The following is a 25557-nucleotide window of genomic DNA, read 5'->3' on the forward strand; positions in this document are numbered from 1 at the left end:
GCTTCTTGCCGAATTATTGCGCGACCGCTTCCTTCGGCCACTTGCCGACGAATTCCACTTCGTCATACTCATAGAATTTGGCTAGGATCTGTTCCCGATCGTCATGGAAGAGGCTGTCGCCGATCGCGCTTACGAGCTTCGGAATCGCGAACCGCATCCCCGATAAGGCCGAGGCGGATAAGCCGCAGCTCACCATCGCCGAATAATTGAAGGAATAAAGGCCATGAAGAAGATCCTTCCCTACTTGATCGCGGCTCTGGAATTCGAAGCCGGGGCTCAAGTAGGGGTGTGCGTCCAGCAGAGCGTTCGCCGCTTCTGCGGGCGCGATGTAACGGTCGCTCCACCGGACGATATGCTTCTCTACCTGGCGAAGCTCTTGCCGCAGCCCCGGATCGGTAATAAGTCCGGTGCTGATGATCAGGAAGTCGAAGGAGAACTTGCCATGCGGAGTCGTGACGACCGCCTGGTCTCCGTCCGCCTCCACGTCCAGCCAAGGCGAACCCAGATGAAGTCGGAAGCCCGGCCACGACGTCGCGCGTTCATACGTATCATTGGTAGGCGGCTGATTGTGCTTGAAGAAGTGAGACATGACCGCGTACTTGTCTTCGTCCGATAAGGAAGGGAATCGTTCGATCATGCCGGAGCCCTCCATCTGCCGGATCGGATTGATGCGCGGCATCTCCTTCCGTCTCACGAAGACGTGCGCTTCCGCCACTCCGTTCGATAAGGCGAAGTTCGCATTATCGAAGGAAGAAGCTCCTCCTCCGAGCACCGCGATCTTCTTGCCTTGCAGAGCGCCGATATCGATCGGCTCCGACGTATGCGCGTAGAGACGGGAAGGAAGCTTCTCCTTGATCAATGGAGGAATGTGCCATTCCCCTCCGCCTTGAATGCCCGTCGCCAGAACGACCTTGCGCGCAAGCAGCTTGCCGGAAGGAATGCCCGCCCCTTCGACGTGAAGGCGATGAAGGCCCCTCTCCAGCGGCTCGATCAAGCCGAGCTTGACTTCGTTGACGACCGGAAGCTTCAGCACCTTTCGGTACCAGCGCAAATAATTCATCCAATCTCCCCGCGGGATTTTGTCCAGTCGTTCCCAGCCCTCCGGGCCATGCTGGGCTTCCCACCAAGAACGGAAAGTAAGCGAAGGCACGCCCAGCTCGATGGCGGTCAAGTGCTTCGGCGTACGCAGCGTCACCATTCGGGCGTACGTCTCCCACGGCCCTTCTTGACCTTCCGGATTCTCGTCGATAACCAGAATGTTAGAGATTCTTTCTTTTAATAATCCGAAGGCAATGCCAAGTCCGCTCTGTCCTCCGCCCACGATGACGGTATCGTATACGTGGCCTTCCGGATGCTCCATCGGCACAACCCAAGGTTTGCCGCCGTATGCCAAATAAGACAAGTCCGTATTCACGCGTTCGTTCAATTGTTCCAAGCTCATTCTCATCCTACCTTTCCACGGTAACCTAGGAGTGTCTCGCGAAGCTTTGTATGCTGGATACTTTCCACTCATGTAATCATAACTGACGCAGGATCAATTACAGCTCAGCACTTCCACTCCGCTTGTCATGAATAAGAACAATTTATGTTAGATTGAACCCATCTTAACTCTTAAGAAGAAGCAATTGAAGCGAAAATCCTCATCTTTGTAAATGAAGCTAATTCCCTTTCGGCTAATTGTTCATCGTTACGAGGGGTTCCGCGATCCTTCAAACTTATCTGCGCCGGCGCTCCGAATCCTTTCTCGAACCGCGTGGTTTCCGAGACACAGGGACAAGTCCAAGCGCGGAGATGAGAAAATCTTAATGAGCCTCCTCCCAATCCTCGACCCGTTCAGGCCAGAAACGCTCTTGTTGCGACAAATAAAGTTGCTGATCCGCTCCTAGACTATGACACTTTCTGCATGGGCTTCTCTGTACAATCAGTGTAACCTTCCTCCCAAACTAATACAGAGGAGTGATTGTATGAGAATTAGTCTTCAAGAGTTCGCTCGAATCGGGCTCTACGCCGGCTCGTTCCTTGTGCTCTTCCTGATCCTCTTCGCTCTCCATTCCCCATCCGTTTCGGCTGCCGCCGCAGCCCCTGCCGCACCCGCTGCCGAGGCCCAATCGAGCCCGGCCTACACCTCTTACGTAACGACCGCAAGTTATTTGAACGTTAGAGCCGCCCCTAACACTCGTTCCAAGATATTAAAAGTCGTGAAGAAAGGAACCGTCTTATCGGTGACCGGCAAGTTGGATAACGGCTGGCTGCAATTGGAAAGCAAGGGGTACGTTCATGGCGGGTACGCCATTCCCAAGAATAGCGCGCAGAAAGTGAAGGCCCTCTCCTATTCGCCCGTAAGCAAGCAAAGCGCAGCCTCCAGCGGATCCCCCGGAGACGCTCAGACCGATTCCGGGCTTACCGTCGAGGCGATCGAGGATCTGTTCGACGGCACCGGCTTCGAGAATCAGGGCCTCGAGGAAGCCGTTCTGCAGGTCGAGGACAAATACGGAATCAATGCCTACTTTACGATAGCCGTCATGAGGCTGGAGAGCGGCAACGGCACGAGCCGGCTTGCCAAGACCCGCAACAATCTGTTCGGCTTGAATTCGAGCAACGGATATGTGAAGTTCGCGTCCAAAGAAGCCTGCATCCTCCGCTTCGGAGAGCTGATATCCAGCAATTACTTAGGCAAAGGCTACACGACGATCGACAAGATCGGGAAAAAGTACTGCCCGGCCAACTCCAAATGGGCGAGTCTGGTGAAATCCTACATGAAGTCCGATTATCGCTCCACCGCGTGACAGGCTTGTCCGGTTGGAGTTCCTATAAAACAAGAAGAGGGTGTCCCAACAGTCATTTGACTTTGGGACACCCTTGCTTATTAATTGGCGATTTATCTTTTGTAGGGATGTATCTCTTTCCGATTGCTCGATCCCGACGTGAAATTGGATGAGATGACCCCGTAATAAGGGGGTTTCACGTCGGCATAAGCAACCGCTATTCCCGGTTATCTTAAGAACTTACCGAGACAAATACACTCTTCTCGGTTTAGATATTTACCGTAATTGTCTATTCGCATATATCCCTTATTTTCATAAAACGAAACGGCTTTTTGATTCACTAAACGTGTTTCAAGCCATATTTGTGAATAACCGAAGTTTAAGGACTGTTCCTCAAGATAGGACAAAATAGCAGTGCCAACCCCATTAGATTTTGATTTGGCATACATCCTTTTTAATTCTGCTATATTCGTGTCAATTGGACGAATCGCACCGCAACCAATGGGTTCCCCTTGTTGATTGCGTGCAACAACAAATAACGAACGGGGAACGGTAACGTCTGTTACGTCAAAGGAGTTCTTGCCACTATCGCCAGTTATGGACTGTAGATTGTCTGATAATAACTCCATTAGCGCTCTTGCATCATTGGAATTTGGGTCCTCTGGCTGGACAATAACATAATTCTGCACGATCTTCACTCCTGCAATATCAACGCTAAGGTATACATAGCTTAAAAGAATTACCTTGAGTTTAAAAGCGAACTAGAACTTACTTTCGGGGACAGCCCCTGTCCGAATTTTCACGATTTTAAATGCCTGTGACGTTATCGATCGGGGTAGAATGCCCATTAATAAGAATATCAATCTTCTCATGTTTATTGTCTGATGTAAGTTTAAAGATATGTTGCTTGAATTCGCTTTGTTGATTCGATTCATCTAGCTTTACGACTATTGTGTCGTCATGTGCTTCAAGGGCTGCCGTAACGGTTCCTTTTGACTGAAAAACAATATAAGAAATATCTTGACCATCAAGCAATTGGAGGGTGTATTTTGAATCCAATTTATTCTGTAATTTACTCGGAATAGCTTCCATTTCTTTCATACTTAAAGTTGCTGATTTGCACGCTGTTAACATAATTGCTGCAACACACAACGAAAGCAATATTCTTTTCATAACGTCCTCTCCTTCCTATATTCAATTATAATCCATGCGTTTGGTCTTAACATCTTGGAGCCTTTCCATCCGGAATTTATTCGTTAATGAAACACGGCACCGGGATAAACCCTGATGCCGCATTGGAAAGTTTCTATGAGTGCAGATGGTTAGAGGTGAGTCGTACAATTATATAGGGAACACAGCCATCTTCCCTGTTTGTGCTCTAATTGAGTAACGGAGGTATTGTCGAGCAGCGTCTCGGCTTCTATCTCTTCCACCAACTTCTTAAGGGTGTTGCGCAGGATCGCTCCATGACTGACGACGAGAATGCTCTCGCCCGGATGCCTGTCGGCGATCGCCTGGAGACTGGCCGTCCCCCTCTCCGCGCCTTCCTCCGGACGTTCTATTCCAAGATCCAGCTCTCTCCAATTCTCTCCCCATTTCGCAATTCTCTCGTCCATGGTCATCCCCTCGATCAAGCCGCCATGCAGCTCTCTTAGGCGTTCATCGAAGTGAATCTCCGGTATGCCAACGGCTCTGGCGATAATCTCCGCCGTCTGCCTGGCCCGAATCAGGTCGCTGGAATAAACGCGATCCCAACGGGAGGCGCACAGTCGCCGCGCGACCTTCTCCGCTTGACGTAGCCCTTCTTCGTTCAACTGAACGTCCGTATGCCCTTGGGCGCGCTTCTCTTCATTCCAATGGGTGACTCCATGCCTAATGAGCGTAAGCTTCGTGGTATCGGCCATAAGACCGCTTCACCTTCCGATCTGTCCCTGGATCGCTTCGCGAATTCGAGGATTCATCCGAGACGGGAGCTTATCGAGTGCAAAATACCTCAGCGTTATCGCTTCGCATCCGTCCGCTTCCGCCTGTACGTCTCCGATATCTCCTGCATCGAGCAGAATCGTGACGCCATAGAATTCGTCCCCGTTCGCAAGCTTCCGGTATTGGTCCCGTCCGGAAATCACATCATAAAGCGCCAGGCTTCCAAGCCGAAGCCCCGTTTCTTCCCGAACCTCCCGGCGCCCGGTCTCCTCGGCGGATTCGCCCAGCTCCATCAAGCCTCCGGGCAAGCTCCAATCGCCGCTTGGCTTCTGCGTCATTAGTAGCTGTCCATTCGAGTTGCGGATTAGGACGGCCACCCCGACCAGGATGAGCGGCTGGTGGCCGATCTTCTCCCTCAAATCCTCCACATACCCCACGAAGTACCTCCCTCGTTGGCCACTCTCCTAAGTCAGACACCCTTCAAACCTGATTAGTGCAGGCTGTCGATCTTCTGCAAGCATCGCTCCACGATTTGCTCTTCCTTGAGCGTATGAAGCTCGTGACCGGGAATGACCGTTTCCCCCGCTAATTTCTCATCGTCGTTGCGTCCCATTAGCGCTTTCACCAGCTTCATCGACCACGGTCTCTTGCGGTAAACGCGAAGGGTCAATCGGTCTTGGCGCCCGTCCCAGATCAAGCGGACGACCCCCTCTTGGCTCTCATAGACCGAATAAAGATTGCCCATGAATTGGACCTGATACTGACGCTTCACCTGACGATAGCCATGCCGGCTCAAGTGTTCCTCCACCTGCCGTTCGATGGAGAACAGCAGATTCTCGGATACCAAAGTCATTCCATTCCGTACTCCTTCGCATGCGATTTCTCGATAGCCGAGCGCTACTACTCCTACGTATCAAAGCCGATTCGGTTGCTTTGCCAAGAAATCCGCCCACTTGCCCTCCGGCCAATCCGCCATCTCCAGCAATCGTTCATAAGGGTCGCCCGTCAACCCCAGCGCCTTGGCGAAGGCCGGCTCCGTCTTCAGACCGCCCCGCTTCAAGCGGATAATGCGCTCCCGGAACGATTCGCCATAATGGCGGAGAAGCCGATCCTCTACCACCATATGAAGATAGCCGTTCTGCCTGTCCGTAGGCTTATTCTCGCCATAAACCTCGATCGGCCAACCGGAGACGGCGAAGTTGACCACAATCCGTTCCCGGCCCTCTCCATCTCCAGCCGCATCTCTAGTGATCTCAAAGCTCTCATACTGCCCATAATGAGTCTCGGCCAGCTTGCCGAATGCGTCCATATCCTTCACTTCGCAGATGATGTCCAGATCGCTTCCGGGAACTTCAATGCCGATGGGAAAAGTACCGACGAGGACCGGGCGGTGGGCTAGAAGAGGAACCAGCAGCTTCGTTCGCTGCAAGAGGGCGAATATCTCTTGCTGAGCGGCAGTTCCCGACGACAAATAGGCTAAATCGGTCCATCTCGTTGCCATGCCGAATGCTCCTTACAAATAATAAACCATCAGTTCCTCGTCGTAATAGGCATCCCCAAGCTTAAGGGCATGCCGCTCGGTTCCGAACGTCTGGAATCCCGTCGAACGATACAGCCTCTGCGCGGAATCGTTGCCGACGACGACATAGAGAATAAGCTTCTCGAGTCCTTCCAGCTCTGATGCCTTCTGCTGCATGGCCGTTATCAACTGCCTGCCGATTCCTCTGCCTTGGTAATCCGATCGGACGTACATGCCCCAGATCATCGCCTTGTGCCTTAGCTTCTGCCTTCTCTCCCTGGACAGGCCGACCATGCCGACCAGCTCCTTCTCTTCGAAGGCGCCTAATGCGAATAGATCGTCCGAGGCGGGGAACCGGGCGCGGACCGTCTCCATGGGCAGGTCCTTCTCTTCCTCGTAAGCCGCTCCGAACGATTCCGGATGCTCCCGAATGGCCCGGAGCCGAAGCGCCCAATAGGCATCGATGTCTTCTATCGTCAGCTGTCTGATCATGCCTCTAGTTCTCCTCTTTGTTAGAATGAGGTCATCGCCCCATATTCGTTAAATACGGCGGTCGGATTCCACGCCACTTCCCAGGCGTTGTTCTCCGGATCCATGAAGTAAGCCGATCTTCCTCCCCAGAAGGCATCCTCGGGCTCCTTCACGATTCGGCCGCCGCGCTTCCGAACCTCCTCGATGACGAGATCGACGTCCTCCCGCTTGTCCAGATTGATGGCGAGCGTGACTCCTCTGAACTCGGGGATAGGCTTGACTTCGGAGAGATTGGCATCCTTATACAGCTCCTCGATCGGGAAGATCGAGAGCAGGACGCCGGCCGTACGGAAAACGGCGTAGGTGTCCGAGCTTATCTCCGTTTCCGCCCACCCGAGGCTCTGATAGAAACGGCGAAGCGTCGGCAGCTCATAGGCGCCGATCGTAATGAGACTGACTCTTGCCGGGATCATTGGACTCCTCCATTCCGTTCTGCTTCTATGACCGGGGGCTGCAGTGCCGCCAGCTTCTCATTGATCTCTTGGATGATAGAAAGGCGAACTACACCTCTGCATTATACCATGGGGTGGAAGGAAATGGGATGTTCGATCCCTTTCTCACTCTTCGATCAGCCGCGCATGACGATCATAATCGGCAACCACGAGGACATCCATGTGCCTGGCGCGCCTAAGGATCGTCCGGACCACATTGCCATGCCGCAGCCGATGCCAGAAGCCGCGTCCCGACTGGCCGACGATGATCTGGGTTCCTCCGTACTCGTCCGCCTTCGCGATCAGAAGGCCGGCGATGCTCTTGCCATGCTCGGCCCTCTGCACCTCGAACTTGCCTCCTAATCGCACGGTAAGCTCCAGCAGCTTCTCTAGCCTTAGACGGGTCTCCTCCTCCGATTGATGCCCCGGTTGAACGAAAGTGACATACCACGCCGCCTTCAGCCGATGGGCGATTCGGAAGCCTCTGCGAATCAGCCTCTCCGCATTGGAGCTTAGGGTGATCGCCACGCAGATCGTTTCTTGCCGACGCCACGGCCCTCGAAGCGAGCCGCCGCGTTCCCAGGATTCCAGCCTCTCGTCCACGTCGTCCGCGATCTCCCGAAGCGCCAGCTCCCGAAGCGCGATCAGGTTGCCGGTCTTGAAGAACGATCTCAGCGCCTGGTCGACCTTGCCCAGCTCGTAGATTTGCCCTTCCTTCATTCTCTGCCGCAGAGAGGACGGCGCGACATCGATCAGCTGCACCTCGTCCGCGAGCCGCAGCATCCGATCGGGAACGGTCTCCCGAACCCGGATGCCGGTGATCTGCTCCACCGAATCGTTCAAGCTCTCCAGATGCTGAACGTTCATGGTAGAGATCACGGATATTCCGGCGTTGAGCAGCTCCAGAACATCCTCGTAACGCTTGGAATTTGCGCTCCCCGGCACGTTCGTGTGGGCCAATTCGTCGACCAGAACGACCTCCGGATTCCTTGCTAGGATCGCTTCCAGGTCCATCTCTTCCAGAACGGAGCCTCGGTAGCTTGTTGCCTTGCGAGGAATGACCGTCAATTCTCCGATCTGCGCCACCGTCTCTTGACGTCCATGCGTCTCGAGCAAGCCGATCACGACGTCGATTCCCCGCTTCAGCAGGTCGTTTCCTTCCCGAAGCATCGTGTAAGTTTTGCCGACGCCGGGAGCCGCGCCGATGTACACTTTGAACTTGCCTCTGCGGATTTTCCGGATCTGCTCCTCGACCTCCAGGCTGCTGAGCCGGCGATACCGTTCCGTTTCTTTCTCTCGTTTGCTCTTCGTCGGCAGGATCCGCTCCCCCTCCCGATCCGCGCGATCGGCAACGAAGAAGAGATCCACGTTCCGAATTCGCTTGAGCAAGCCGTTCACGACCGAGCCCTTGCGCCACTCCTGCCAGGCGCTCATCTTCGAATGGCCCATGACGATTCTCGAGACGCCGTTCCGAGCGGCGTAATGAACCAGCTCGCGGGGCAGCATTCGCCGACGGGACAAGGGAATCTCCTCGAATTGGCCGTCCACTTTCGCGGTCAACTGGATGATCGAACGCTTGAATGCGGCCGCCTCATTCGATAATTGGACCCGCGGGTTCACGAACGAGACGATTCGAAGATCTCCCCCAAGCCGCTTCGCGATCTGCTGCCCCCTCCGGACGTAGATCGATCCGTTCCAATGATACTGGACCGAGACGAGGATGCGCTCCGCCGCGCCCGATGGACCGAGCAGCCCGTTCTCCTCGCGGTGCTTCTCCAGGGTCTCGTTGACCCCTTCGGCGACAAGCCGAAGCGCGAGCTCTCGCAGCTTGCCCAGGTTGCCGCGTTCGTAGAGGCTGCGGTAGGATGCCTTCATATGCCCCGCCGAGATTCTCTCCAGAATCGCCTCCGGCGTCGCGTCGATGAGGCGGACCTCGTCCGCGAGCTCCAGCGTATCGTTGGGCACGGTCTCCTTGATCTCGATTCCGGTCAGCTTGCGGGCCAGCTCGGTGGCTCCTTCCAGTTCATAGACGTTGACCGTCGTGATGACGCTGATCCCCGCGTTCAGCAGCGCTTTAATGTCTTCCAGCCGAGTCGCATGGGCGGCGCCCTCCCGATTCCGATGCGCAAGACCGTCCACGAGCACGACCTCCGGATTCCTCTGAAGAAGCGCCTCCAGATTCAGATCCTTTTTCTCCGCGTCGCCCTTCATCCAATGGATGCTCGGAATCCGCTCCAAGCCTTCCAACTGACGGGCCGTCTCCGGACGCTGCATCGTCGAGACCGCGCACAGCACGACATCGATCCCTTGCCGCTTCAGCGCCTGGCCTTCCCGCAGCATGTGGTAGGTCTTGCCCGATCCGCTCACCGCTCCGATGTAGATCTTCAAACGCCCCTTCTGCAGTTGGAAAATCGTATAAAGCAGCTCTTCCGGCGTTCTGCGGCGGAATCCTTCCATGTTCGTCTCTCCTCGCGAATGCGCGAATACCCCGCCGAAGAGCAAGTCTTCGGCAGGGCATCGCGTTCTCTATTAATGAAGCAAAGTTTGTAGATCGATATTCAGCTTCAGCACGTTCACCCTTCGTTCTCCGAAGACTCCCAGGTCTCGCCCTTCCGTATGCTTATCCACCAGCTGCCGCAGTTGCTCTTCCGGTATTCCGGTCAGCTTGCTGATTCGGGGAACCTGAACCTCCGCGGATTCCGGCGTGATGTGAGGGTCCAGCCCCGAACCGGAGTTCGTGATCAGGTCGATCGGGAGCTTGGATACCGGCACGTCCGGATTCTGCTCCGCCCAGTCGCCGATCGAATCCTTCGTCCGCTGGAGCATGTCCGGATTGGACGGCGCGTAGTTGTTCGAGCCCGAAGCTTCCGCCTTGTATTCGATGCTCGATACGCGGCTCTGGAAGTACTTCCGGTCCGTAAACGTCTGGCCGATCAGCTCGGAGCCGACCGTGGTTCCGGAGGCGTCTTTGATCAGGCTGCCATTCGCGTTGTGAGGCAGGAAGAGCTGGGCGATTCCGGTCATGGCCAGAGGGTACAGGATGCCGCACAGAATGATAAATACGATGCCGGCCCTGAGGGCAACTGTAAATATCGGGCCGCCGGAGCTGCTTGGACGGCTGACGGTGTCATTCATGGTATCTCACTCCTATCCGAGTCGTTTCAAAGTCGGTTCCCGTTCGTCCTACACCCTATCGTTCTATACCCATAGATGAACGACAAGATCGATCAGCTTGATCCCGATGAACGGAACGATGACGCCGCCTAAGCCATAGACCAGAATGTTGCGTCTCAGCAGCTTGGTCGCCTTCATCGGTCTGTACGAGACGCCTCTCATCGCCAGCGGAATAAGCAGCGGGATGATAATGGCGTTGAAGATAAGCGCGGATAGTATCGCCGACATCGGGGAGCCCAGGTCCATGACGTTGAGCTTGCTCATCTGCGGAATCGCCAGGATGAACATGGCCGGAATGATGGCGAAATACTTGGCGATATCGTTCGCGATGCTGAACGTGGTGAGCGCGCCGCGCGTCATCAGCAGCTGCTTGCCGATCGAGACGACCTCGATGATCTTGGACGGGTCGGAGTCGAGGTCGACCATGTTCGCCGCTTCCTTGGCCGCGATCGTGCCGCTGTTCATCGCAAGGCCGACGTCCGCTTGCGCCAGGGCAGGCGCATCGTTCGTGCCGTCGCCGGTCATGGCGACGAGCTTGCCTTCGGCCTGCTCGCGGCGAATGACCGCGATCTTGTCCTCCGGCTTGCTCTCGGCGATGAAGTCGTCGACCCCCGCTTCGCGGGCGATCGTCGCCGCGGTGAGCGGATTGTCGCCGGTGCACATGATCGTCTTGATCCCCATCTTGCGAAGCTCTTCGAACCGTTCGCGCATGCCCGGCTTAACGGTATCCTTCAAGTAGATCAGGCCGTAGATCCGGTCGTCCACCGCAACGGCCAGCGGCGTTCCGCCTTCGCGGGCGATGGAATCGCTGTGCGCGTCCAAGTCTCTCGGGATCGCGCCGCCTTGCGCCGCAACCCACTTCTTGACCGCATCGACGGCTCCCTTGCGCACCTTCCGGCCGTCCTTCAAGTCCATCCCGCTCATTCGCGTCTCCGCCTTGAACTCGATGAATTCACCGGAGATCGCGGTCTCGTCGAAGGTCAGGCGCAGCTTCTTCATCAGCTCCAGCACGGAGCGCCCTTCCGGCGTCTCGTCGCCTACCGAGCTGACGGCCGCCCATTCGCCGACTGCCTGCAGGTCTTCGCCGGAGACCGGAATGAATTCGCTGGCCATCCGGTTGCCGAAAGTGATCGTCCCCGTCTTATCGAGAATCATCGTATTGATGTCGCCGGCCGCTTCAACCGCTTTGCCGGACATCGCCAGCACGTTGAATTGAGTGACGCGGTCCATCCCCGCGATTCCGATGGCGGACAGCAAGCCCCCGATCGTCGTCGGGATCAGGCACACGAGCAGCGCGATCAGCACCGGAACCTGCAGATCGATGTCCAGATAGCCGGCGATCGGTCCCAGCGTCACGACGACGATCAGGAAAATAAGCGTCAAGCTGATGAGCAGCGTGTTCAGCGCCAGCTCGTTCGGCGTCTTCTGCCGCTTGGCTCCCTCGACGAGCGAGATCATCCGGTCGATGAACGACTCGCCCGGGTCGCTGGTGATGCGAACGACGATTCGGTCGCTCACGACCCGGGTGCCGCCGGTGACGGAGCTGAAGTCCCCTCCCGCTTCCTTGATGACGGGAGCCGATTCGCCGGTAATCGCCGATTCGTCGACGGAAGCGAGCCCTTCGATCACTTCGCCGTCGCCGGGAATCATCTGGCCTTGGCTGACGATGACGATGTCGCCTTTGCGAAGCTCCGTCGAAGGAACGACTTTTATGCCGTTGCCGATTTTCTTGTTCGCGGTAATTTCTTTCTTGGTCTTCTTCAGGGAATCCGCCTGCGCCTTGCCGCGGCCTTCCGCCAGCGCCTCCGCGAAATTCGCGAACAGCACGGTGAACAGCAGAATAAAGAACACCGTCAGGTTGAATCCGATATTGTCTTTAGCGTCGAAATATCCGGGGAACACTGTCATTAGAAGAACGACCGCCGTTCCGACCTCGACGACGAACATGACGGGGTTCTTCATCATGGCGATGGGGTTCAGCTTGATAAAACTGTCTTTAACGGCTCGCCCCACGACCGCGGAGGTCAGCATCGATTGGCGTTTTGCACTCATATCTGTTTCACCTCATCCTTAGCCCAGCTTCAAATGCTCTGCGATCGGTCCGAGTACGATAGAGGGCAGGAAGGTGAGCGCCCCGATAATCAGTACCGTGCCGATCAGAATGCCGTAGAACAACCCGTTGTCCGTCCGGAACGTGCCGATCGTCTCCGGTACCGTCTTCTTGCGAAGAAGCGAGCCCGCGACCGCCAGCATGGCGATCATGGACACATAGCGGCCTAACAGCATGACAAGTCCGGTGGTGAGGTTCCAGAACGGCGTGTTGTCGGCCAAGCCCTCGAAGCCGGAGCCGTTATTCGCCGCGGACGACGTGTATTCATACAGCACCTGCGTAATGCCGTGCGAGCCGGGATTCGAGATCGCTCCTTGGCCGAGATCCGTCAGGAAAGCGATCGCGGTCGGCGCCAGGATAATGAACGGGTGAACCAGAATCGCGATCGCGATCAGCTTCATCTCCTTCGGCTCGATCTTGCGGCCCAGGAATTCCGGCGTACGGCCGACCATGAGGCCGCACAGGAAGACGCCGAGAATCGCGTACATCAGCATGTTGATCAGGCCGACGCCCTTGCCGCCGAAGACAACGTTCAGCATCATTTGAGCCAGCGTTCCGAGTCCTCCCAACGGAGTCAGCGTGTCGTGCATGTTGTCGACCGTCCCCGTTGTCGCCGCCGTCGTCACCGCCGAGAACAGCGAGGACTGCGGAATGCCGAAGCGCACCTCTTTGCCTTCCATGCTTCCCTGCGAAGCGTCGATGCCCATGGCGTTGATGGCCGGGTTGCCGCGCAGCTCCGAGAAATAGATGAGCGAGAGGAACACCAGGAAGAGTGTCATCATCGCGCTGAATACGACCCAGCCTTGCTTCTTGTTCTTGGCGAAGCGGCCGTATACGTAAGGCAAACAGGCCGGGAGAAGCCACATGGACAGCATCTCGATCACGTTCGTGAGCGCGCTTGGATTCTCGAACGGATGAGCGGAATTCGCTCCGAAGAAGCCGCCGCCGTTCGTGCCCAGGTGCTTGATCGATTCCAGGGATGCGACCGGACCGATCGCGATATGCTGAACCGCGCCTTCAAGAGTTGTAACCGTAAGCGTCGGATCCAGCGTCTGCGGAACCTTAAGCGCGACCAGCAGCAGGGTAACGATAACGGCCGCCGGAATAAAGATGCGGGTGTGCGACTTGACGAAGTCCTCGAAGAAGTTCCCGAGCGTCGCTCCTTTGCCGGTAATGCCGCGGATAAAGGCGATCGCCACCGAGAAGCCGGTCGCGGCCGACGTGAACATCATCATCATGATGACGGCCATCTGGGAGAAGTAGCTGAGGCCCGTCTCTCCGCTGTAATGCTGCAGGTTCGTATTCGTGATGAAGCTGATGATCGTATTGAAGCTCAGCGTCTGCTCCATACCGCCGGTTTCGTTCGGATTGAGAGGCAAGACCTGCTGAATCCGCAAGATCACGTAACCGATGGCGACAAGCACGAAATTGGTGAGCAGAAAACTGACCGCGTATTTTCTCCATGTCATCCCGTCGCGATTCTTCAACCCGATCAGTCTGTAAATCAATCGCTCCGACCATCCGAAGATTCGGTCCGTTCGGTTCGGCTCGTTGGAATAAACGTGGTACACGTAACTCCCGAGCGGCTTAACAAGCAGGACCACGATCGCGATGACGATAAGGATCTGTAGAATGCCCATTGAACTTCCTCCTGCGTCTTAGGCATCGAATGCCCATTAGAATTTGTCCGGATTCACCAAGGCGTAGATCAGATAGATGAACACGAGCAAGGTGAATATCGAGATCACGATCATCTCTTGCCGCCTCCTTCGTCGACGACCCGGCCGCACCATGCGATAAAGCCGTAGAACAAGCCGAATACTCCCGCGAGCATCAGCACCATATAGATGTCGAGCATGGATCCTAACCTCCTTAACCATTGGCCTTCATGTCATCCGTAATCAGAAAAGAGAGATCGAGCGAGCGGCTGTGAATGACGTAATCGGCGCCAAGCGCTTTGTAGATATGCCGGGGATTCGAGCTCTCCGTGATCAAGTAGATCGGCTGCGTCGTCCAGCTGCGGCAGATTTGGAGATAGCGGCAAGCCAGATTCAAGCTTCTCTCGAACAAGAACGCTTTGCCGATCCCGAACGGCGGGACGATCCAGGTCTTCCTCTCGGCCGTATCCACTCGAATCAGCTCGGCCGCTCCGATCGCGCTTAAACGAGAGCACTCGGCTCGGTTGTTCGCGATCGCCGCGAACGGAATATTCCGGGCTCGAAGCAGCATGGCGAACTGCTCGCCGGCTGCATTCGGAGCCGATATCAACACGGTATCTCGATAGCCCATCATCATGCTCCTTGCCGCGTTTAACGTTGAACGTTACGGCGGCCTCTCTCGCTATCGCTTACGAGGTTAGCTGACGGATTCGGGCGGTGAGAGTCGCCCTTCTTCCGCAAGCGCAAGCGCTGCGGAAGGATTCACCCCATGCGGGCCGCAAGCTTGCTCTCACACAAGCTTCGTCCGCGTTTGGTTCCCCCGTTGGCCGCTACGGCCATTCAGCGACGGGAATGGAAACGTCGGTTCGTCGGTTCCATTCATGGAAGGTATCGTACTCCCGAAGGCGAATCCTGTAAAATACCGCAAAGCCGTTATTGGCGGTATTTATTTCTTCTGCCGCAGTGAAGCCGATTACAAGAGCTGCGAGCTCCCGAATCCTCTCTCTCACTCGCTCATTTAAGCGTTTTCGCGCATTTTTATACTATTTTTACACCTTGGATCGGTTTCTTTTATTCGTTTTTTACAGTAACCTTAATACATAGTTCGGACATGACGACGAAGCAGGATGTGACGGGATATGAGCAAATGGATGCCTTCGGCCCATCGCGCGCAATGGAGATCTTATATCGGAATTACGCTGCTGATCGTCCTGATGACCGCCATCGTGCGTCCGCTTGATTTTGCGTTCGATTTGGTCAACGTCGCTCTTATTTACTTGCTGCCGGTGCTGCTCAGCGCCTCGCTCTGGGGATTCCGTCCCGCCTTCTATGCGGCCGTTCTGAGCGTCCTGGCTTTGGATTTCTTCTATATCCCGCCCAAGCTTAGCTTTACGGTGGCGGATCTTCGTTATCTGATCTCCTTCGTGGTGTACCTAGCGGTTGCGGCCTTGACGGCAAGCCTTGCTTCGAGGCTCAAGCAGCAGCTCCTCTACTCCAGGCAGAAGGAAGCGCACACGGCGGCCCTGTATGAGGTCAGCCGGCAGATCAGCGCCACGACCGATATCCGCGCCTTGATCGACAGCGTTTCGCTTCAAGTCTCGCAGGCGATCGGCTCGGAAGCGGCCTTTTACTTGCCGGATGAGCGGAACAAGCTGAAGGTTATGCTCCCCTCCTTCGCCTCCTCCGACTGGGGCCGGAACGAAGAGGAGCAAGCGATCGCGAAGCTTGTCTACGAGCACGGCGAAGCGGCGGGATTCGGCACCGAGCTTCTCCGTGACCACTCCGGGCATTTCTCCCCGCTCCAAGCGGACGGCAGCATGCACGGCGTTCTGGCCGTTCGCCTCAAGGATAGGAGCTCTGGCTTCACTCTCGAACAGCAGCGTCTTCTGGAGGCGCTGGGCGGCCTTGCGGCAAGCACGATCGCCCGCATGAAGCTGATGGAAGAGGCGCGGATCGCCCATCTGACCGCGGAATCGGAGAGGCTGCGCACCGCGATCCTCGATTCCGTCTCCCATGAGCTTCGCACTCCTCTTGCGGCGATTATCGGATCGGCTACGAGCCTTATCGAAGGGCATGAACTGTTCTCCTCGGATGATCGAATGGAGCTGCTGAAGACGATCCGCGACGGCTCGCTGCGAATGAACCGCTTGGTTCAGAACCTTCTAGGGATGGTCCAACTGGAGAGCGGAATGCTGAAGCTGCGGCAGAACTGGTGCGACGTGGAGGATCTGATCGGGGTTGCTCTTGCTCAAGTGAAGGATTTTCAGCAGAATAGGCGGATTCGGGTCCGACCGATGATCGGGATTCCGTTGATTCGAGGAGACGAGGTGCTGCTGGAGCAGATGCTGGTGAATATCGTCAGCAACGCGATCAAGTACAGCCCGGACTTCAGCGAGATTGCGATTGTCGCGCGGGTAGCGGAGGACCGTTTGGTCCTGAGCGTCTCCGATCAAGGCTCGGGGCTGGCGAACGACGAATACGACCTGATCTTCGAGAAGTTCTATCGGGCTAGATCCGCCCGGAACGTGACGGGGACGGGGCTCGGCCTTGCCATCTGCAAGGGGATCGTCGAGCTGCATGGCGGTGCGATCTCCGCGTCGCCGAACGTGCCGAACGGGACCATGATCACGATCAAGCTTCCCCTCGCACGAGACGAGGAAGCCATCGGCAAGACAATCTCCCCAGTAATCGAAAAAGCGGGTGTTGAACATGAATGAGCACGGCGCGAGGATCCTGATCGTCGATGACGAACCGCAAATCCGCAAGCTGCTTAAAGTGTCACTACAGGCGCATCAATATGCGATAACCGAAGCCGCTTCCGGAGAGGAAGGCTTGCTTCAAGCCTCGACCGCTCCGCCGGATCTGATCGTTCTCGATCTCGGTCTGCCCGACCTGTCCGGCATGGAGGTGCTGGCGCGTCTCCGGGAATGGTCCGGCGTTCCTATTATCGTTCTGACCGCCAAGGACCGGGAGGAAGACAAGATCGCGGCGCTGGACGGGGGCGCGGACGATTACGTCACCAAGCCGTTCGGCATGGGCGAGCTGGTCGCGCGCATCCGAGTGGCTCTGCGTCACGTAGCGAAGTCTCCCAACGAGCCGATCCTCCAATTCGACGAGCTGACGATCGATCTCGCGCAGCGTATCGTGGAATTGAGGGGGGAGCGAGTGAAGCTGACACCGACCGAATACGATCTCCTGAAGCTGCTCGCCTCCCATGCCGGGAAAGTCGTCACGCAGAGACAGCTGCTTCAACAAGTTTGGGGAGCCCAGACGACGGAGTCCGACAGCCATTATCTCCGCGTGTACATCGGACATCTCCGCAAGAAGCTGGAAGAAGATTCGACGCAGCCGAAGTTTATCGTCACGGAACCCGGGATCGGCTATCGATTTCTCTCCCGGGACTAAACGAGATTTGAAGAAATGCGAAGAATAACGTAGAATGCATATAGCATCTTTAAGACAAAGCCCATTCTATCCGCCGCGATCTGGTGCGGCGGCCGATTCCTCTCGGGAATTGGACGGAATTGGCTTTTACAAGGCGTTGGAGATGGCGTATCATACCCATCAACAACTATATATCGTCTTCCTAACGCCGAGTTCCCTAGCATCTGCTTATGTTCAGACAACATAAAGAAGCCCGGGAGTAGAGTTCCTCTGCTCGCAGGGCTTCTTCTTTGCGCCATTCCTGAGCGCCTCTATGGATAGAGTACCATTATTTGTCTTGGAGAGTGACCGTCATGCCCATCCTTTCGGAACCCTTGGCGATACCAGCCAATCCGCAACTGCAGGAACCTAGAATCGGTTCCATGGAGATCTTCCTATATGAACATTCCTTTATTCGAGACCATCTCCCGGGTACGCCAGAGGATTGGAACTGCGGTCTATTCAAGATCTCTTCCGGAGGCTGCTGCGGCTGGGAGGAATTCCGCCTGCCGCCGACGGCAGCGCGAATCGATCTCATCCGCTTCGCTTCCGTCTTCCGTTCGCTTAAGAAATTATCCGTAGCCGACGCTTATGTCCGGGTGCAGACTCATGGCTCCGCTTGGGGATCGGATCGGCAACAATTGGCGGAAGCGGCTCTCCTTAGCCTTGCGCTTCAGCTTCAGCATAAGAAGCCGTCGCCCGACAGCCGGAGTTCCGCAGCTGAACGCGCTTTGCTGTTCGATTGCTCGCAGGCGTACTTCTCCTTCTGATTAGAACGGGGCCCGCTTCCTTCTTCGCCAGAGGATCACGGCAACCGCAGCGATCAAGGCTAGAGCGAAGCCAATCCAATAATACATGGAAGTAAAACGGTTCTCATGCTCAGCGGCAATTCCTTCATTCGTGTTGATGCTTGTTCCAAGCCCCAATTGCCGAAGGTCGTCGTTCGCGTGTTCGTAGACGACATTGCCGCTGCACAGATTCGTCTGCAGGGTTCCATCCTTATCTTGATAGGAGTAGACGAGATAAGTTTGCCCTACGTCGAATGGATAGCCGCATGAAGCATCCCCGCCATCATAGGCGTATAGGGAGAACGGACTCTCCTCTACGCCTTTCCAAGCTTCCTTCACCTCGAACGTATACTCCCTTAAGTTCCCGAATCGCGAGCTTACCGTCCCGCCTTTATCCAGGACCTTGCCGACGAATACGGCCGCATAGTTCTCCAGCTTCTCATGCGGATCCGAGACGGCACAGCTGCAGGCAGATGCCTCTCTCTGCGGGAATACCATTAAGGTGACCAACAGCATCATTGACACTAGCAAAACGGATAAGATTCTCTTCATTCTCCGCCCCCATTCTCCTATTTCTTTACCAAACGGCGTCTAGTAGGAAAAGGTTGCATCGGCGTTTATCCCTGCTTGATCTTCATATCCTCGATGAACTGTCTTACTTCTCTGCGGCTCTTCAAGATAAAGACTCGCTTGCTGCCGCGCGCCTGCTCAAGCTGTTCCACGATCTTGCTCCGGCTTCGCTTCTTGTAATTCCAGACCCACTTCAGGAATGCCCAATCCAGCTTCTCCGGGCAGCCCTCATTCAAGTCGGGCCTGGTCTTGCCGCTATATTGAACTCTTCTCTTCAGCACTCGGTAGACGCATAAGAGCGTCGGCATATCCAGAAAAACAATCGTGTCGGCGTGCCGGATGCGAATGTGTAGCGTTCTCGAGTAATTGCCGTCCATGATCCACCTAGGCTGGCGCGAGGTCACCGCGACGAAATCGTCCCATTCGTCGTTCGGTGTCGCGACCCAATCGGGCCGCCAATAATGCCTGTCCAGGTGAACCACGGGCAGAGACAGAAGCTCCCCTAACCTTTGCGATAAAGTGGATTTGCCGGAGCCCGCCGAGCCTATGACTGCTATCCGATTCACTGCCGTTCCCCTTTTCCGTTAACCAAGATCATTGATGCGAATGTCCCTAATGGTCTGAACAATCCGGTCTGCTTGGGAGAGGTCCTGATTCCCGGAGTTCGGGTTCGCATAACCGATACAGAACATCCCCGCCGCCTTAGCCGCTCGAATCCCATTGCGGGAGTCCTCGAGCACGGCACAGTCCTGCGGCTCGACGCCAAGCTGCTTAGCGGCCTCGAGATAGACATCCGGTTCCGGCTTGCCCCTCTCCACTTCTTCCCCGCTGACGATACAGTCGAAGTCCTCGAGCAGATGGAACTTACGGAGGACTTCTTCAATAAAGCGAATCGGCGATGAAGAGGCCAGCCCAATCTTCAGATGTCGTTGCTTTAACTCGGAGATAAGCTCCGGGATGCCTTCGATCGGAGCGATCGCAGCCGTTCGAAGATAATCGATCTTGGCGCCGAGCTGATAATCGATAATCTCGCTAACGGTTGAAGGAAGCCCTAACTCGGTCTTTAAGGTCGCCCACATCTCCGGATTCGTCATTCCGACGAACCTCTCCAGCTCGGAAGGCGCAATCGTTATGCCGTAATGCCTTAGCGTTGCGATGTCCATCTCGAAGTGAATCGGCTCGCTATCGATGATAACTCCATCCATGTCGAAGATAAACGCTCTCATACGGATCAGCCTCCTATATAACCGCTGGACCTTCTGTTCAACCAAAGTTTAACATGATAAATTAAGAGTATCTTTATAACATGAATGGGAGGAACAGGAGCCGGATGGAAATAGAAAAGAGAATTCGCGATCAGATCATCATCGAGGAATTAAACAAAGCATCTATCGAGCAGAGCGGCTTGGGCGGCGTCGGTGCCAGTCTGGTGTCGGGCTTGCTCAAGACCGTGAATTATAAGCAAACGCTGATCTATCCGCACAATCAGGAGACGACGAAGGAGCACTTGCGCGAGATTTTTAACCGCTTCGGCCGATTGATCAACATCTCGAAGCATCTGGATACTCCGCATCTATCCGCCATTATTCCAAGCGGCTTCTTGAATATGACCCCCGCGCTTGTCATTGCGGAATTCGAGCCGAATGACGCCAGGTCGACGAAGATCAACTTCTTCGGCACTGCCAAAGAAGGCCTTATCAATTCCAAGGCAGGCAAGAAAGCCGTCCTCCGGGCGATCGAAGCCTTGAAGCAATAGCAGCTGCGGGGCTATTAGGCAGACCAATTCACTCTCTCAAGGTACTTCTTCAACTCTTCTTCTTGCTTCGCGCTGTGAGTCTGGAAGTTGTACTGAAGGCGTCCCTGGCTGAACTGATAGACCTTCCTCTCGTCCTTCGAGAACACGATGTAGATATATTTGCCGATTTGAGTATTCTGCTCCATCCCGCTGTATCTATTAGGGCTAATTGAGAGCAGAAGCTTAATCCCATTGGAGAAGTAAATCGTACACGTTGGAGAAGTAAAGTGATCGTCTCTGGCTTCCGCCTTCTCGATCTCCCAATCCGGAAGCTTCAAAGAAGCTTTCATGTTCAGAGCCTGAGGGATGTCCTGCACCTGAATGATCTGTATGGAAGTATCGTCCTGGAATACGCGGAATACCCCCATTCGATTCAAACTCCAACCGGCCGCAAGAAGGACGAGGACGATCAATAATGAACCTATTAAGACTAATCTTCTCATACGCCTAATCCACCTCGGCTCTCGCGTACTCTATCCTTTTCGTAGGATCTTATGAATGTCGGCCAGCTCGGAGATGGTATGTTGGGGCTCTATCCCGCGAGGAATCATGACTTCATCTCCGAGAGGGTTAGTGACTAAGCTTGCTCAACATAATGTCTACTACTTCGCGAGTCTCTAAATGATCCGTAACGATATGCTCCTGAAACTTCGGGTTCTTCAAAGCGCTGACACACTTCCTCGTTTGCTGATAGGACCAGCCCCCGTATGTATCTCCGCGTTTAGCCAGCCTCTGATGAATGGTCTCCTCGGTTGCGATCAGGCAGAAGTGTACCACATCGTTATCGATTCCTTTGAGCCCATCGTAAATATAATCAAAATTCGCTTCTTTATAAAGGGTCATGGGAACAATGAGATGCCTGTTGTATTGCCGTTTGACCTCGCCGGCAATGCGAACGGTCAGGGTTCTCCATAGCTCGATATCCTGAAAATCGTCCGTCCGTTCATGCTCATGCCTTACGGACTCCGGAACGATCTTCCGGATCATGTAGCCGATCTCCTCGGGGTCATATATCATGCTGTTGTCCAGCTTGGAGAGCAGCATGTTCGCCGCGGATGTCTTACCTGAGCCAAAGGCGCCGTTTATCAGGATGATCATGAGGGTATACGCTTCCTTCCCTATTCATTCGCAAGATACCATTTAGGGTCGAACTCCAAATTCAACAGCTGGCCCAGCCTCACGCCGAATGGAATAAAGCCTCTGCCTCGAGCGGTCAGAATATTCCCATCTAGAACGACCAAGTCGTTCGAGTAGTGGTCCTCTTGGAAAACCCCGGTTATCCTGCGTTCGGACTCGAGCATTCCAACGGTATATTTTCGATTCTCCAGCAAGCCGGCTCTCGCCAATAAATAGGGGGAACTAGAGATCGAAGCAATCACAAGATTCTTAAGGGTGTCCGAGCATCGCTTGATGAAATCCACAACATCCTGCCTATCATAAAGAGTCGTAATATCCATGCATCCGGGCAGAAGAAGACTGTCCAAACTCTCGATGTCAACATCGTAGATCGTTTGATCAGGGATACATGCCAGATCCGATTCGCCTAGGATCGGCCCCGCCGAAATGCCAATCGTCGTTATCGGATGTTTACCCTGCTTTAGTATGGATAAGGCCACGGTAATCTCATATTCGCTAAATAAAGGATACAATAGAACGCCTGTCTTCTTTTCCATCATTATAGTCCCCTAGGATTCATCGTGAACTCGTAATCGGCAATCATGATAAAACTCAACCCAAGTTCACCGTCGATGTTCATCGAGATCGTGTATGCCTTGGCTCTATCCGCGATCTCCCCATAGGATTTACGCAGCAAGAATCCTTCGTCGGTTCGTTCGATTATGTACGTTAGCGTTGTTATGCTGCTATGTTGCTCTAGGCTTATCGGCTCGCCGTATTGCTCTAGGATGGACTCCAAGGGATCCCCGTACTCGATTCCCCTTGGCGTCGAGAAACGGATTGGATTCTCCGTTCCGGAGTCGATGATGAGCCCGTTCACTTTGTTCTCTTTATCATAATGCACCTTAATGCCCGAATACTCGAAAGCATGTATGGCATACAGATCGTCGATGGGTTCGCCAAGGGCTTCGGCCACCTCTTCCTTGCTCATGCCAAACCCCACTTTTACCCGTTCCTTCGAATCATACAGGAACAAATCCCCCGACTGAAAAACGCCGGGTTGGAAGTCTTCTTTCGACGACGGAGCATGTGACGTTGACGAACTTACCGAAACCGCGAGCAGCGTCGCTCCAATGACCGTTTTGAGAAACATATTATCCCTCCGAGTATGAATTCACCATTTCGTTATATAACCGGCTTTTCTCAGAATGACCTCTATAGATGGATTCAAGTTAGGAATGGGTTCTTCAAGGGAAAAATAGTTCAGTTCGAGTCCCTCATTATCGTTGATTTTAGGCATCCCTTCCACTTCGATGGCTTCGTACACCGCGGTTACATTATAAATCTCGTCTCCATGAGGATACCTGTAATACATATCCTCGCCGGATAAAACCGTAATAAATTTGAACGACTTCGCTCTTAAACCGGCTTCTTCATACAATTCCCTGCTCGCCGCTTCTTCAAGGGATTCCCCGAGTTCCAACGATCCTCCGATAGTTCCCCAATCCAAACTGTCCGTTCTCCTCTGCAACAGTAAATGGCCCTCGTTATTGAAAATGAGAACGCACGATCCGACCATGATCAAAGGACGTGTTCCGACAGCTTTACGTAAGTCCATTATGTATCCCATGTGATCTCCACCTATTTCATCGTTTTCACAAAAACAAAATCGCAAACCATAAAGATCAATGAGACCAAAAGTACGGAAAATGGAATCAATCCATAGCTACTATCGGTTACCAGAACTAATAGTGTTGGGATGATTACTTGGAGGACAATGGCCAACGGGATTTGATAAACTTTCTTGCGAATGGCTTTGTGCTCGGTAACGAAGGATAAAGGGATGATCAATAGGAACATAAACATAAGGATCAATGCACCATACCCAATAATTGGAAGGAAGTATTCCGTGTAAATGGAGCCAAGCGAGATAAGATAAACGCAGCTAATGATCAGAGCCATCAGCATCTTCTTACTCAATTTTTTCTCTGCAAAGGTTTGTTTCTTATCGGCCAGATAGCTGATGATGACTTCGCTCTCCGCTCGATCTTTATCGGAATGCTTCATCTTCCACCTCCGCGTTCAGTTTCGCTTATATGCTCTCGGAACCTCTCTATTAATTCTCCCCTTAGGAAAATGGGACCGATCACCTTGAGCCCTCCTTCTCCCCAGCCGTGCCGCTTACTCCTCGTACCTTACCCTGTCAACGCTCCACTCGCTGTTCGGGTCCTTATGAAGAATGACATGCACGGATAGGGAATCTTTGCTGCCCTTGACCTTAATGGTCAGCTCGGAATTGCCGTACCCGTTCGAATACTCGATGCTGCCCATAGGGAAATAACCGAAAGAGATGTCATCTCCTACGAGCTCTTTCAATTCGGAATTGGCCTTAAGATAATGGGTAGCTGCTTTATAGGAACCGCTCTGTTTCATCAGTTGAATGATCCCGAAGAACAAGGAACCGGCAAAAACGACCACCAACAGTAGAATCGAAATGACCGCTCCGACTTTCCCCTTATTTTGCTTTATCATATAGACGTTCGTGCCGGCCATTCGATCTCCTAACTTCTTCTTTTGCTGACTAGCCAATACGGAGATCAATTCGATTGGCCACATGAAGGTCGTAAGGTTCCTTGCAATCAGCTTCCACGCTTTAGGCACCTGATAGCTGTCATCCCTTACCCCAAGCCCAAAGATTCGTTTCCCTATGCTCCTGCCGTTAATTACATCCTTGCAGCAATAGAGAACAAAGGCGCCAACCATAAGAATTAAGAAACTAACCATCGAAAAAGCATCGAAATGATCAAAATCCATAACCAAAAAGACTACGCTTGTCAGCAAGAAAGTTAAAATAAAGTGATCGATCAGAAAAGCGCCTGCTCTTCTGAGAATAATCGGCTTCTGCAGTTGCTCCAAAGATATCCATCCTTTTACATGCTGCTGATATTAAAGCGATTACCATCGATATCATAGAAGTGAAAGCTCACCATTCCTCGAGTCTGAAAACCTCCGACCTCAGACGTCTCGATGCCGGAAGCAAGCAAATACTCTCTGTAAGCGAAGAAATCCTCTCTATTCTTTATCCAACAGATCGGCTGTACCTGACCGTCGACCTTTCCTCTATAGGCTTCTTCCGGCAACTGCTCAATGATCCAGAGAGAGTCACCTTCTTGATGATTTAAATGCAGCTTCATCAGCATGTAGCCCTGCTCACTCTTATCCTCTACAAGCGACATTCCCATGTACTTCCTATACCACTCAACGGAATCCGCAAGATTGCTTACTCCGACTCTTACCCAGGAAGGCAACAATTCATCTCTCTGGAGGGATCGATCCTCCTGTAGGGTAATCCGGATTCCTTCGGCAGTTGCCCAGAGATCGACATATCGAGTAAGCGGCCCATCGTATATTGGAGAAACCCTGACACCCTTTTCCACCAACGAGTCATACCGCTCCTCTATGTCATTAACGCGGAAGCATAAACGGATATTCGATTCTACCGATCCTCGTTCGGCGTAATGATGAGGCAATCGTGAATTCGTTAGATACGAGACGAACCATGTCCCCCAATTCATATTCGTCATTCTTCCATGCAGGCATCTGGGATCGACCTTCCAGTTCTCTTGTTGTTGCACCTGCCAGGCAAAATTCGTCTCGAACCACTTTATTGCATCATCAAAGTTATCCCACAGGACGTCGATAAACTGACCATCGAAATAAAGATTAGGCAGGGAATAGGCGTTTGACATGGTTA

Annotated in this window: 31 protein-coding genes and 1 riboswitch; of the genes, 5 read left to right on the top strand and 26 right to left on the bottom strand. The window is 53.9% G+C overall.

Annotation, left to right across the window (positions count from 1 at the left end):
* Positions 1–13 precede the first annotated feature (13 nt).
* Positions 14–1441: an FAD/NAD(P)-binding protein gene (locus ELR57_RS18315; protein WP_126960525.1), complete on the bottom strand. Its 1428-nt coding sequence runs from the start codon at positions 1439–1441 to the stop codon at positions 14–16.
* A 523-nt stretch (positions 1442–1964) separates the two neighbouring features.
* Here ELR57_RS18315 and ELR57_RS18320 point away from each other — a divergent pair.
* Positions 1965–2786 (top strand): glucosaminidase domain-containing protein, encoded by an 822-nt coding sequence (locus ELR57_RS18320; RefSeq protein ID WP_158630064.1) that lies wholly within the window; start codon positions 1965–1967, stop codon positions 2784–2786.
* A 206-nt stretch (positions 2787–2992) separates the two neighbouring features.
* Here the strand turns inward: ELR57_RS18320 and ELR57_RS18325 are convergent, their stop codons facing one another.
* The 14 genes from ELR57_RS18325 to ELR57_RS18390 form a co-directional block, all read right to left on the bottom strand.
* Positions 2993–3454 carry a GNAT family N-acetyltransferase gene (locus tag ELR57_RS18325; RefSeq protein ID WP_202866419.1) on the bottom strand — a complete coding sequence of 154 codons (462 nt, stop codon included), beginning with the start codon at positions 3452–3454 and terminating at the stop codon, positions 2993–2995.
* Positions 3455–3572: 118 nt separating this feature from the next.
* The gene (locus ELR57_RS18330; protein WP_126960527.1) at positions 3573–3938 is read right to left on the bottom strand and encodes a hypothetical protein; all 366 of its coding nucleotides are present in this window, start codon (positions 3936–3938) and stop codon (positions 3573–3575) included.
* A 149-nt stretch (positions 3939–4087) separates the two neighbouring features.
* Positions 4088–4669 carry a histidine phosphatase family protein gene (locus tag ELR57_RS18335; protein WP_126960528.1) on the bottom strand — a complete coding sequence of 194 codons (582 nt, stop codon included), beginning with the start codon at positions 4667–4669 and terminating at the stop codon, positions 4088–4090.
* A gap of 9 nt (positions 4670–4678) precedes the next feature.
* Positions 4679–5125 carry an NUDIX hydrolase gene (locus ELR57_RS18340; RefSeq protein ID WP_126960529.1) on the bottom strand — a complete coding sequence of 149 codons (447 nt, stop codon included), beginning with the start codon at positions 5123–5125 and terminating at the stop codon, positions 4679–4681.
* Positions 5126–5178: 53 nt separating this feature from the next.
* On the bottom strand, positions 5179–5541 hold the full coding sequence (locus ELR57_RS18345) for a hypothetical protein (protein WP_126960530.1): 363 nt from the start codon (positions 5539–5541) through the stop codon (positions 5179–5181).
* A 60-nt stretch (positions 5542–5601) separates the two neighbouring features.
* Positions 5602–6189, bottom strand: a complete 588-nt coding sequence (locus tag ELR57_RS18350; protein ID WP_126960531.1) for a DUF4269 domain-containing protein — start codon at positions 6187–6189, stop codon at positions 5602–5604.
* Positions 6190–6201: 12 nt separating this feature from the next.
* A complete protein-coding gene (locus ELR57_RS18355; protein WP_126960532.1) occupies positions 6202–6699 on the bottom strand; it encodes a GNAT family N-acetyltransferase in 498 nt (165 codons plus the stop codon).
* Positions 6700–6719: 20 nt separating this feature from the next.
* Entirely contained in the window at positions 6720–7151 is a 432-nt protein-coding gene (locus tag ELR57_RS18360; RefSeq protein WP_126960533.1) for a VOC family protein, read from the bottom strand.
* Between the two features lie 144 nt (positions 7152–7295).
* On the bottom strand, positions 7296–9626 hold the full coding sequence (locus ELR57_RS18365; protein ID WP_126960534.1) for a universal stress protein: 2331 nt from the start codon (positions 9624–9626) through the stop codon (positions 7296–7298).
* A 72-nt stretch (positions 9627–9698) separates the two neighbouring features.
* A complete protein-coding gene (gene kdpC / locus ELR57_RS18370; RefSeq protein WP_126960535.1) occupies positions 9699–10304 on the bottom strand; it encodes a potassium-transporting ATPase subunit KdpC in 606 nt (201 codons plus the stop codon).
* A 63-nt stretch (positions 10305–10367) separates the two neighbouring features.
* Entirely contained in the window at positions 10368–12395 is a 2028-nt protein-coding gene (kdpB, locus tag ELR57_RS18375) for a potassium-transporting ATPase subunit KdpB (RefSeq protein ID WP_126960536.1), read from the bottom strand.
* Positions 12396–12413: 18 nt separating this feature from the next.
* On the bottom strand, positions 12414–14093 hold the full coding sequence (gene kdpA, locus ELR57_RS18380) for a potassium-transporting ATPase subunit KdpA (protein ID WP_126960537.1): 1680 nt from the start codon (positions 14091–14093) through the stop codon (positions 12414–12416).
* A gap of 36 nt (positions 14094–14129) precedes the next feature.
* Positions 14130–14246, bottom strand: coding sequence for a potassium-transporting ATPase subunit F (locus tag ELR57_RS28655; RefSeq protein WP_158630065.1), 117 nt, complete (start codon positions 14244–14246; stop codon positions 14130–14132).
* Positions 14247–14325: 79 nt separating this feature from the next.
* Positions 14326–14742 (bottom strand): hypothetical protein, encoded by a 417-nt coding sequence (locus tag ELR57_RS18390; protein ID WP_370452297.1) that lies wholly within the window; start codon positions 14740–14742, stop codon positions 14326–14328.
* Between the two features lie 40 nt (positions 14743–14782).
* Positions 14783–14967, bottom strand: a riboswitch (cyclic di-AMP (ydaO/yuaA leader).
* 283 nt (positions 14968–15250) lie between these two features.
* On the opposite strand from ELR57_RS18390, the gene ELR57_RS18395 reads away from it, so the two are divergent.
* The 3 genes from ELR57_RS18395 to ELR57_RS18405 all read left to right on the top strand — a co-directional run bounded on the left by ELR57_RS18395 (position 15251) and on the right by ELR57_RS18405 (position 18304).
* On the top strand, positions 15251–16828 hold the full coding sequence (locus tag ELR57_RS18395; protein WP_238162589.1) for an ATP-binding protein: 1578 nt from the start codon (positions 15251–15253) through the stop codon (positions 16826–16828).
* Positions 16821–17516, top strand: a complete 696-nt coding sequence (locus ELR57_RS18400; protein ID WP_126960538.1) for a response regulator — start codon at positions 16821–16823, stop codon at positions 17514–17516. Before ELR57_RS18395 ends, ELR57_RS18400 begins: the two co-directional genes overlap by 8 nt.
* A gap of 332 nt (positions 17517–17848) precedes the next feature.
* Positions 17849–18304 carry a hypothetical protein gene (locus ELR57_RS18405; RefSeq protein WP_126960539.1) on the top strand — a complete coding sequence of 152 codons (456 nt, stop codon included), beginning with the start codon at positions 17849–17851 and terminating at the stop codon, positions 18302–18304.
* Here the strand turns inward: ELR57_RS18405 and ELR57_RS18410 are convergent, their stop codons facing one another.
* The 3 genes from ELR57_RS18410 to ELR57_RS18420 all read right to left on the bottom strand — a co-directional run bounded on the left by ELR57_RS18410 (position 18305) and on the right by ELR57_RS18420 (position 20118).
* Positions 18305–18874, bottom strand: a complete 570-nt coding sequence (locus ELR57_RS18410) for a hypothetical protein (protein WP_126960540.1) — start codon at positions 18872–18874, stop codon at positions 18305–18307.
* A gap of 65 nt (positions 18875–18939) precedes the next feature.
* Positions 18940–19458, bottom strand: coding sequence for a DNA topology modulation protein (locus tag ELR57_RS18415; protein WP_126960541.1), 519 nt, complete (start codon positions 19456–19458; stop codon positions 18940–18942).
* An 18-nt stretch (positions 19459–19476) separates the two neighbouring features.
* Positions 19477–20118: an HAD family hydrolase gene (locus tag ELR57_RS18420; RefSeq protein ID WP_126960542.1), complete on the bottom strand. Its 642-nt coding sequence runs from the start codon at positions 20116–20118 to the stop codon at positions 19477–19479.
* Between the two features lie 104 nt (positions 20119–20222).
* On the opposite strand from ELR57_RS18420, the gene ELR57_RS18425 reads away from it, so the two are divergent.
* Positions 20223–20648 (top strand): hypothetical protein, encoded by a 426-nt coding sequence (locus ELR57_RS18425; protein ID WP_126960543.1) that lies wholly within the window; start codon positions 20223–20225, stop codon positions 20646–20648.
* Between the two features lie 14 nt (positions 20649–20662).
* Here the strand turns inward: ELR57_RS18425 and ELR57_RS18430 are convergent, their stop codons facing one another.
* The 8 genes from ELR57_RS18430 to ELR57_RS18465 form a co-directional block, all read right to left on the bottom strand.
* Positions 20663–21130: a hypothetical protein gene (locus ELR57_RS18430; protein WP_126960544.1), complete on the bottom strand. Its 468-nt coding sequence runs from the start codon at positions 21128–21130 to the stop codon at positions 20663–20665.
* A gap of 127 nt (positions 21131–21257) precedes the next feature.
* Positions 21258–21785, bottom strand: a complete 528-nt coding sequence (locus tag ELR57_RS18435; RefSeq protein WP_126960545.1) for an AAA family ATPase — start codon at positions 21783–21785, stop codon at positions 21258–21260.
* Between the two features lie 20 nt (positions 21786–21805).
* On the bottom strand, positions 21806–22360 hold the full coding sequence (locus ELR57_RS18440; protein ID WP_238162590.1) for a DJ-1/PfpI family protein: 555 nt from the start codon (positions 22358–22360) through the stop codon (positions 21806–21808).
* Positions 22361–22362: 2 nt separating this feature from the next.
* Positions 22363–22956, bottom strand: coding sequence for a hypothetical protein (locus ELR57_RS18445; RefSeq protein WP_126960547.1), 594 nt, complete (start codon positions 22954–22956; stop codon positions 22363–22365).
* Positions 22957–22977: 21 nt separating this feature from the next.
* Complete coding sequence (locus ELR57_RS18450) at positions 22978–23433, bottom strand: NUDIX hydrolase (RefSeq protein WP_126960548.1); 456 nt, start codon at positions 23431–23433, stop codon at positions 22978–22980.
* An 11-nt stretch (positions 23434–23444) separates the two neighbouring features.
* On the bottom strand, positions 23445–23870 hold the full coding sequence (locus tag ELR57_RS18455; protein ID WP_126960549.1) for a hypothetical protein: 426 nt from the start codon (positions 23868–23870) through the stop codon (positions 23445–23447).
* A 114-nt stretch (positions 23871–23984) separates the two neighbouring features.
* Positions 23985–24719: a cytochrome c oxidase assembly factor Coa1 family protein gene (locus tag ELR57_RS18460; RefSeq protein WP_126960550.1), complete on the bottom strand. Its 735-nt coding sequence runs from the start codon at positions 24717–24719 to the stop codon at positions 23985–23987.
* 14 nt (positions 24720–24733) lie between these two features.
* Positions 24734–25552: a VOC family protein gene (locus ELR57_RS18465; RefSeq protein ID WP_126960551.1), complete on the bottom strand. Its 819-nt coding sequence runs from the start codon at positions 25550–25552 to the stop codon at positions 24734–24736.
* Positions 25553–25557: the final 5 nt, after the last annotated feature.

Origin of the sequence: Cohnella sp. AR92 (genome assembly GCF_003990975.1) — a bacterium.
Lineage (GTDB): Bacteria > Bacillota > Bacilli > Paenibacillales > Paenibacillaceae > Cohnella.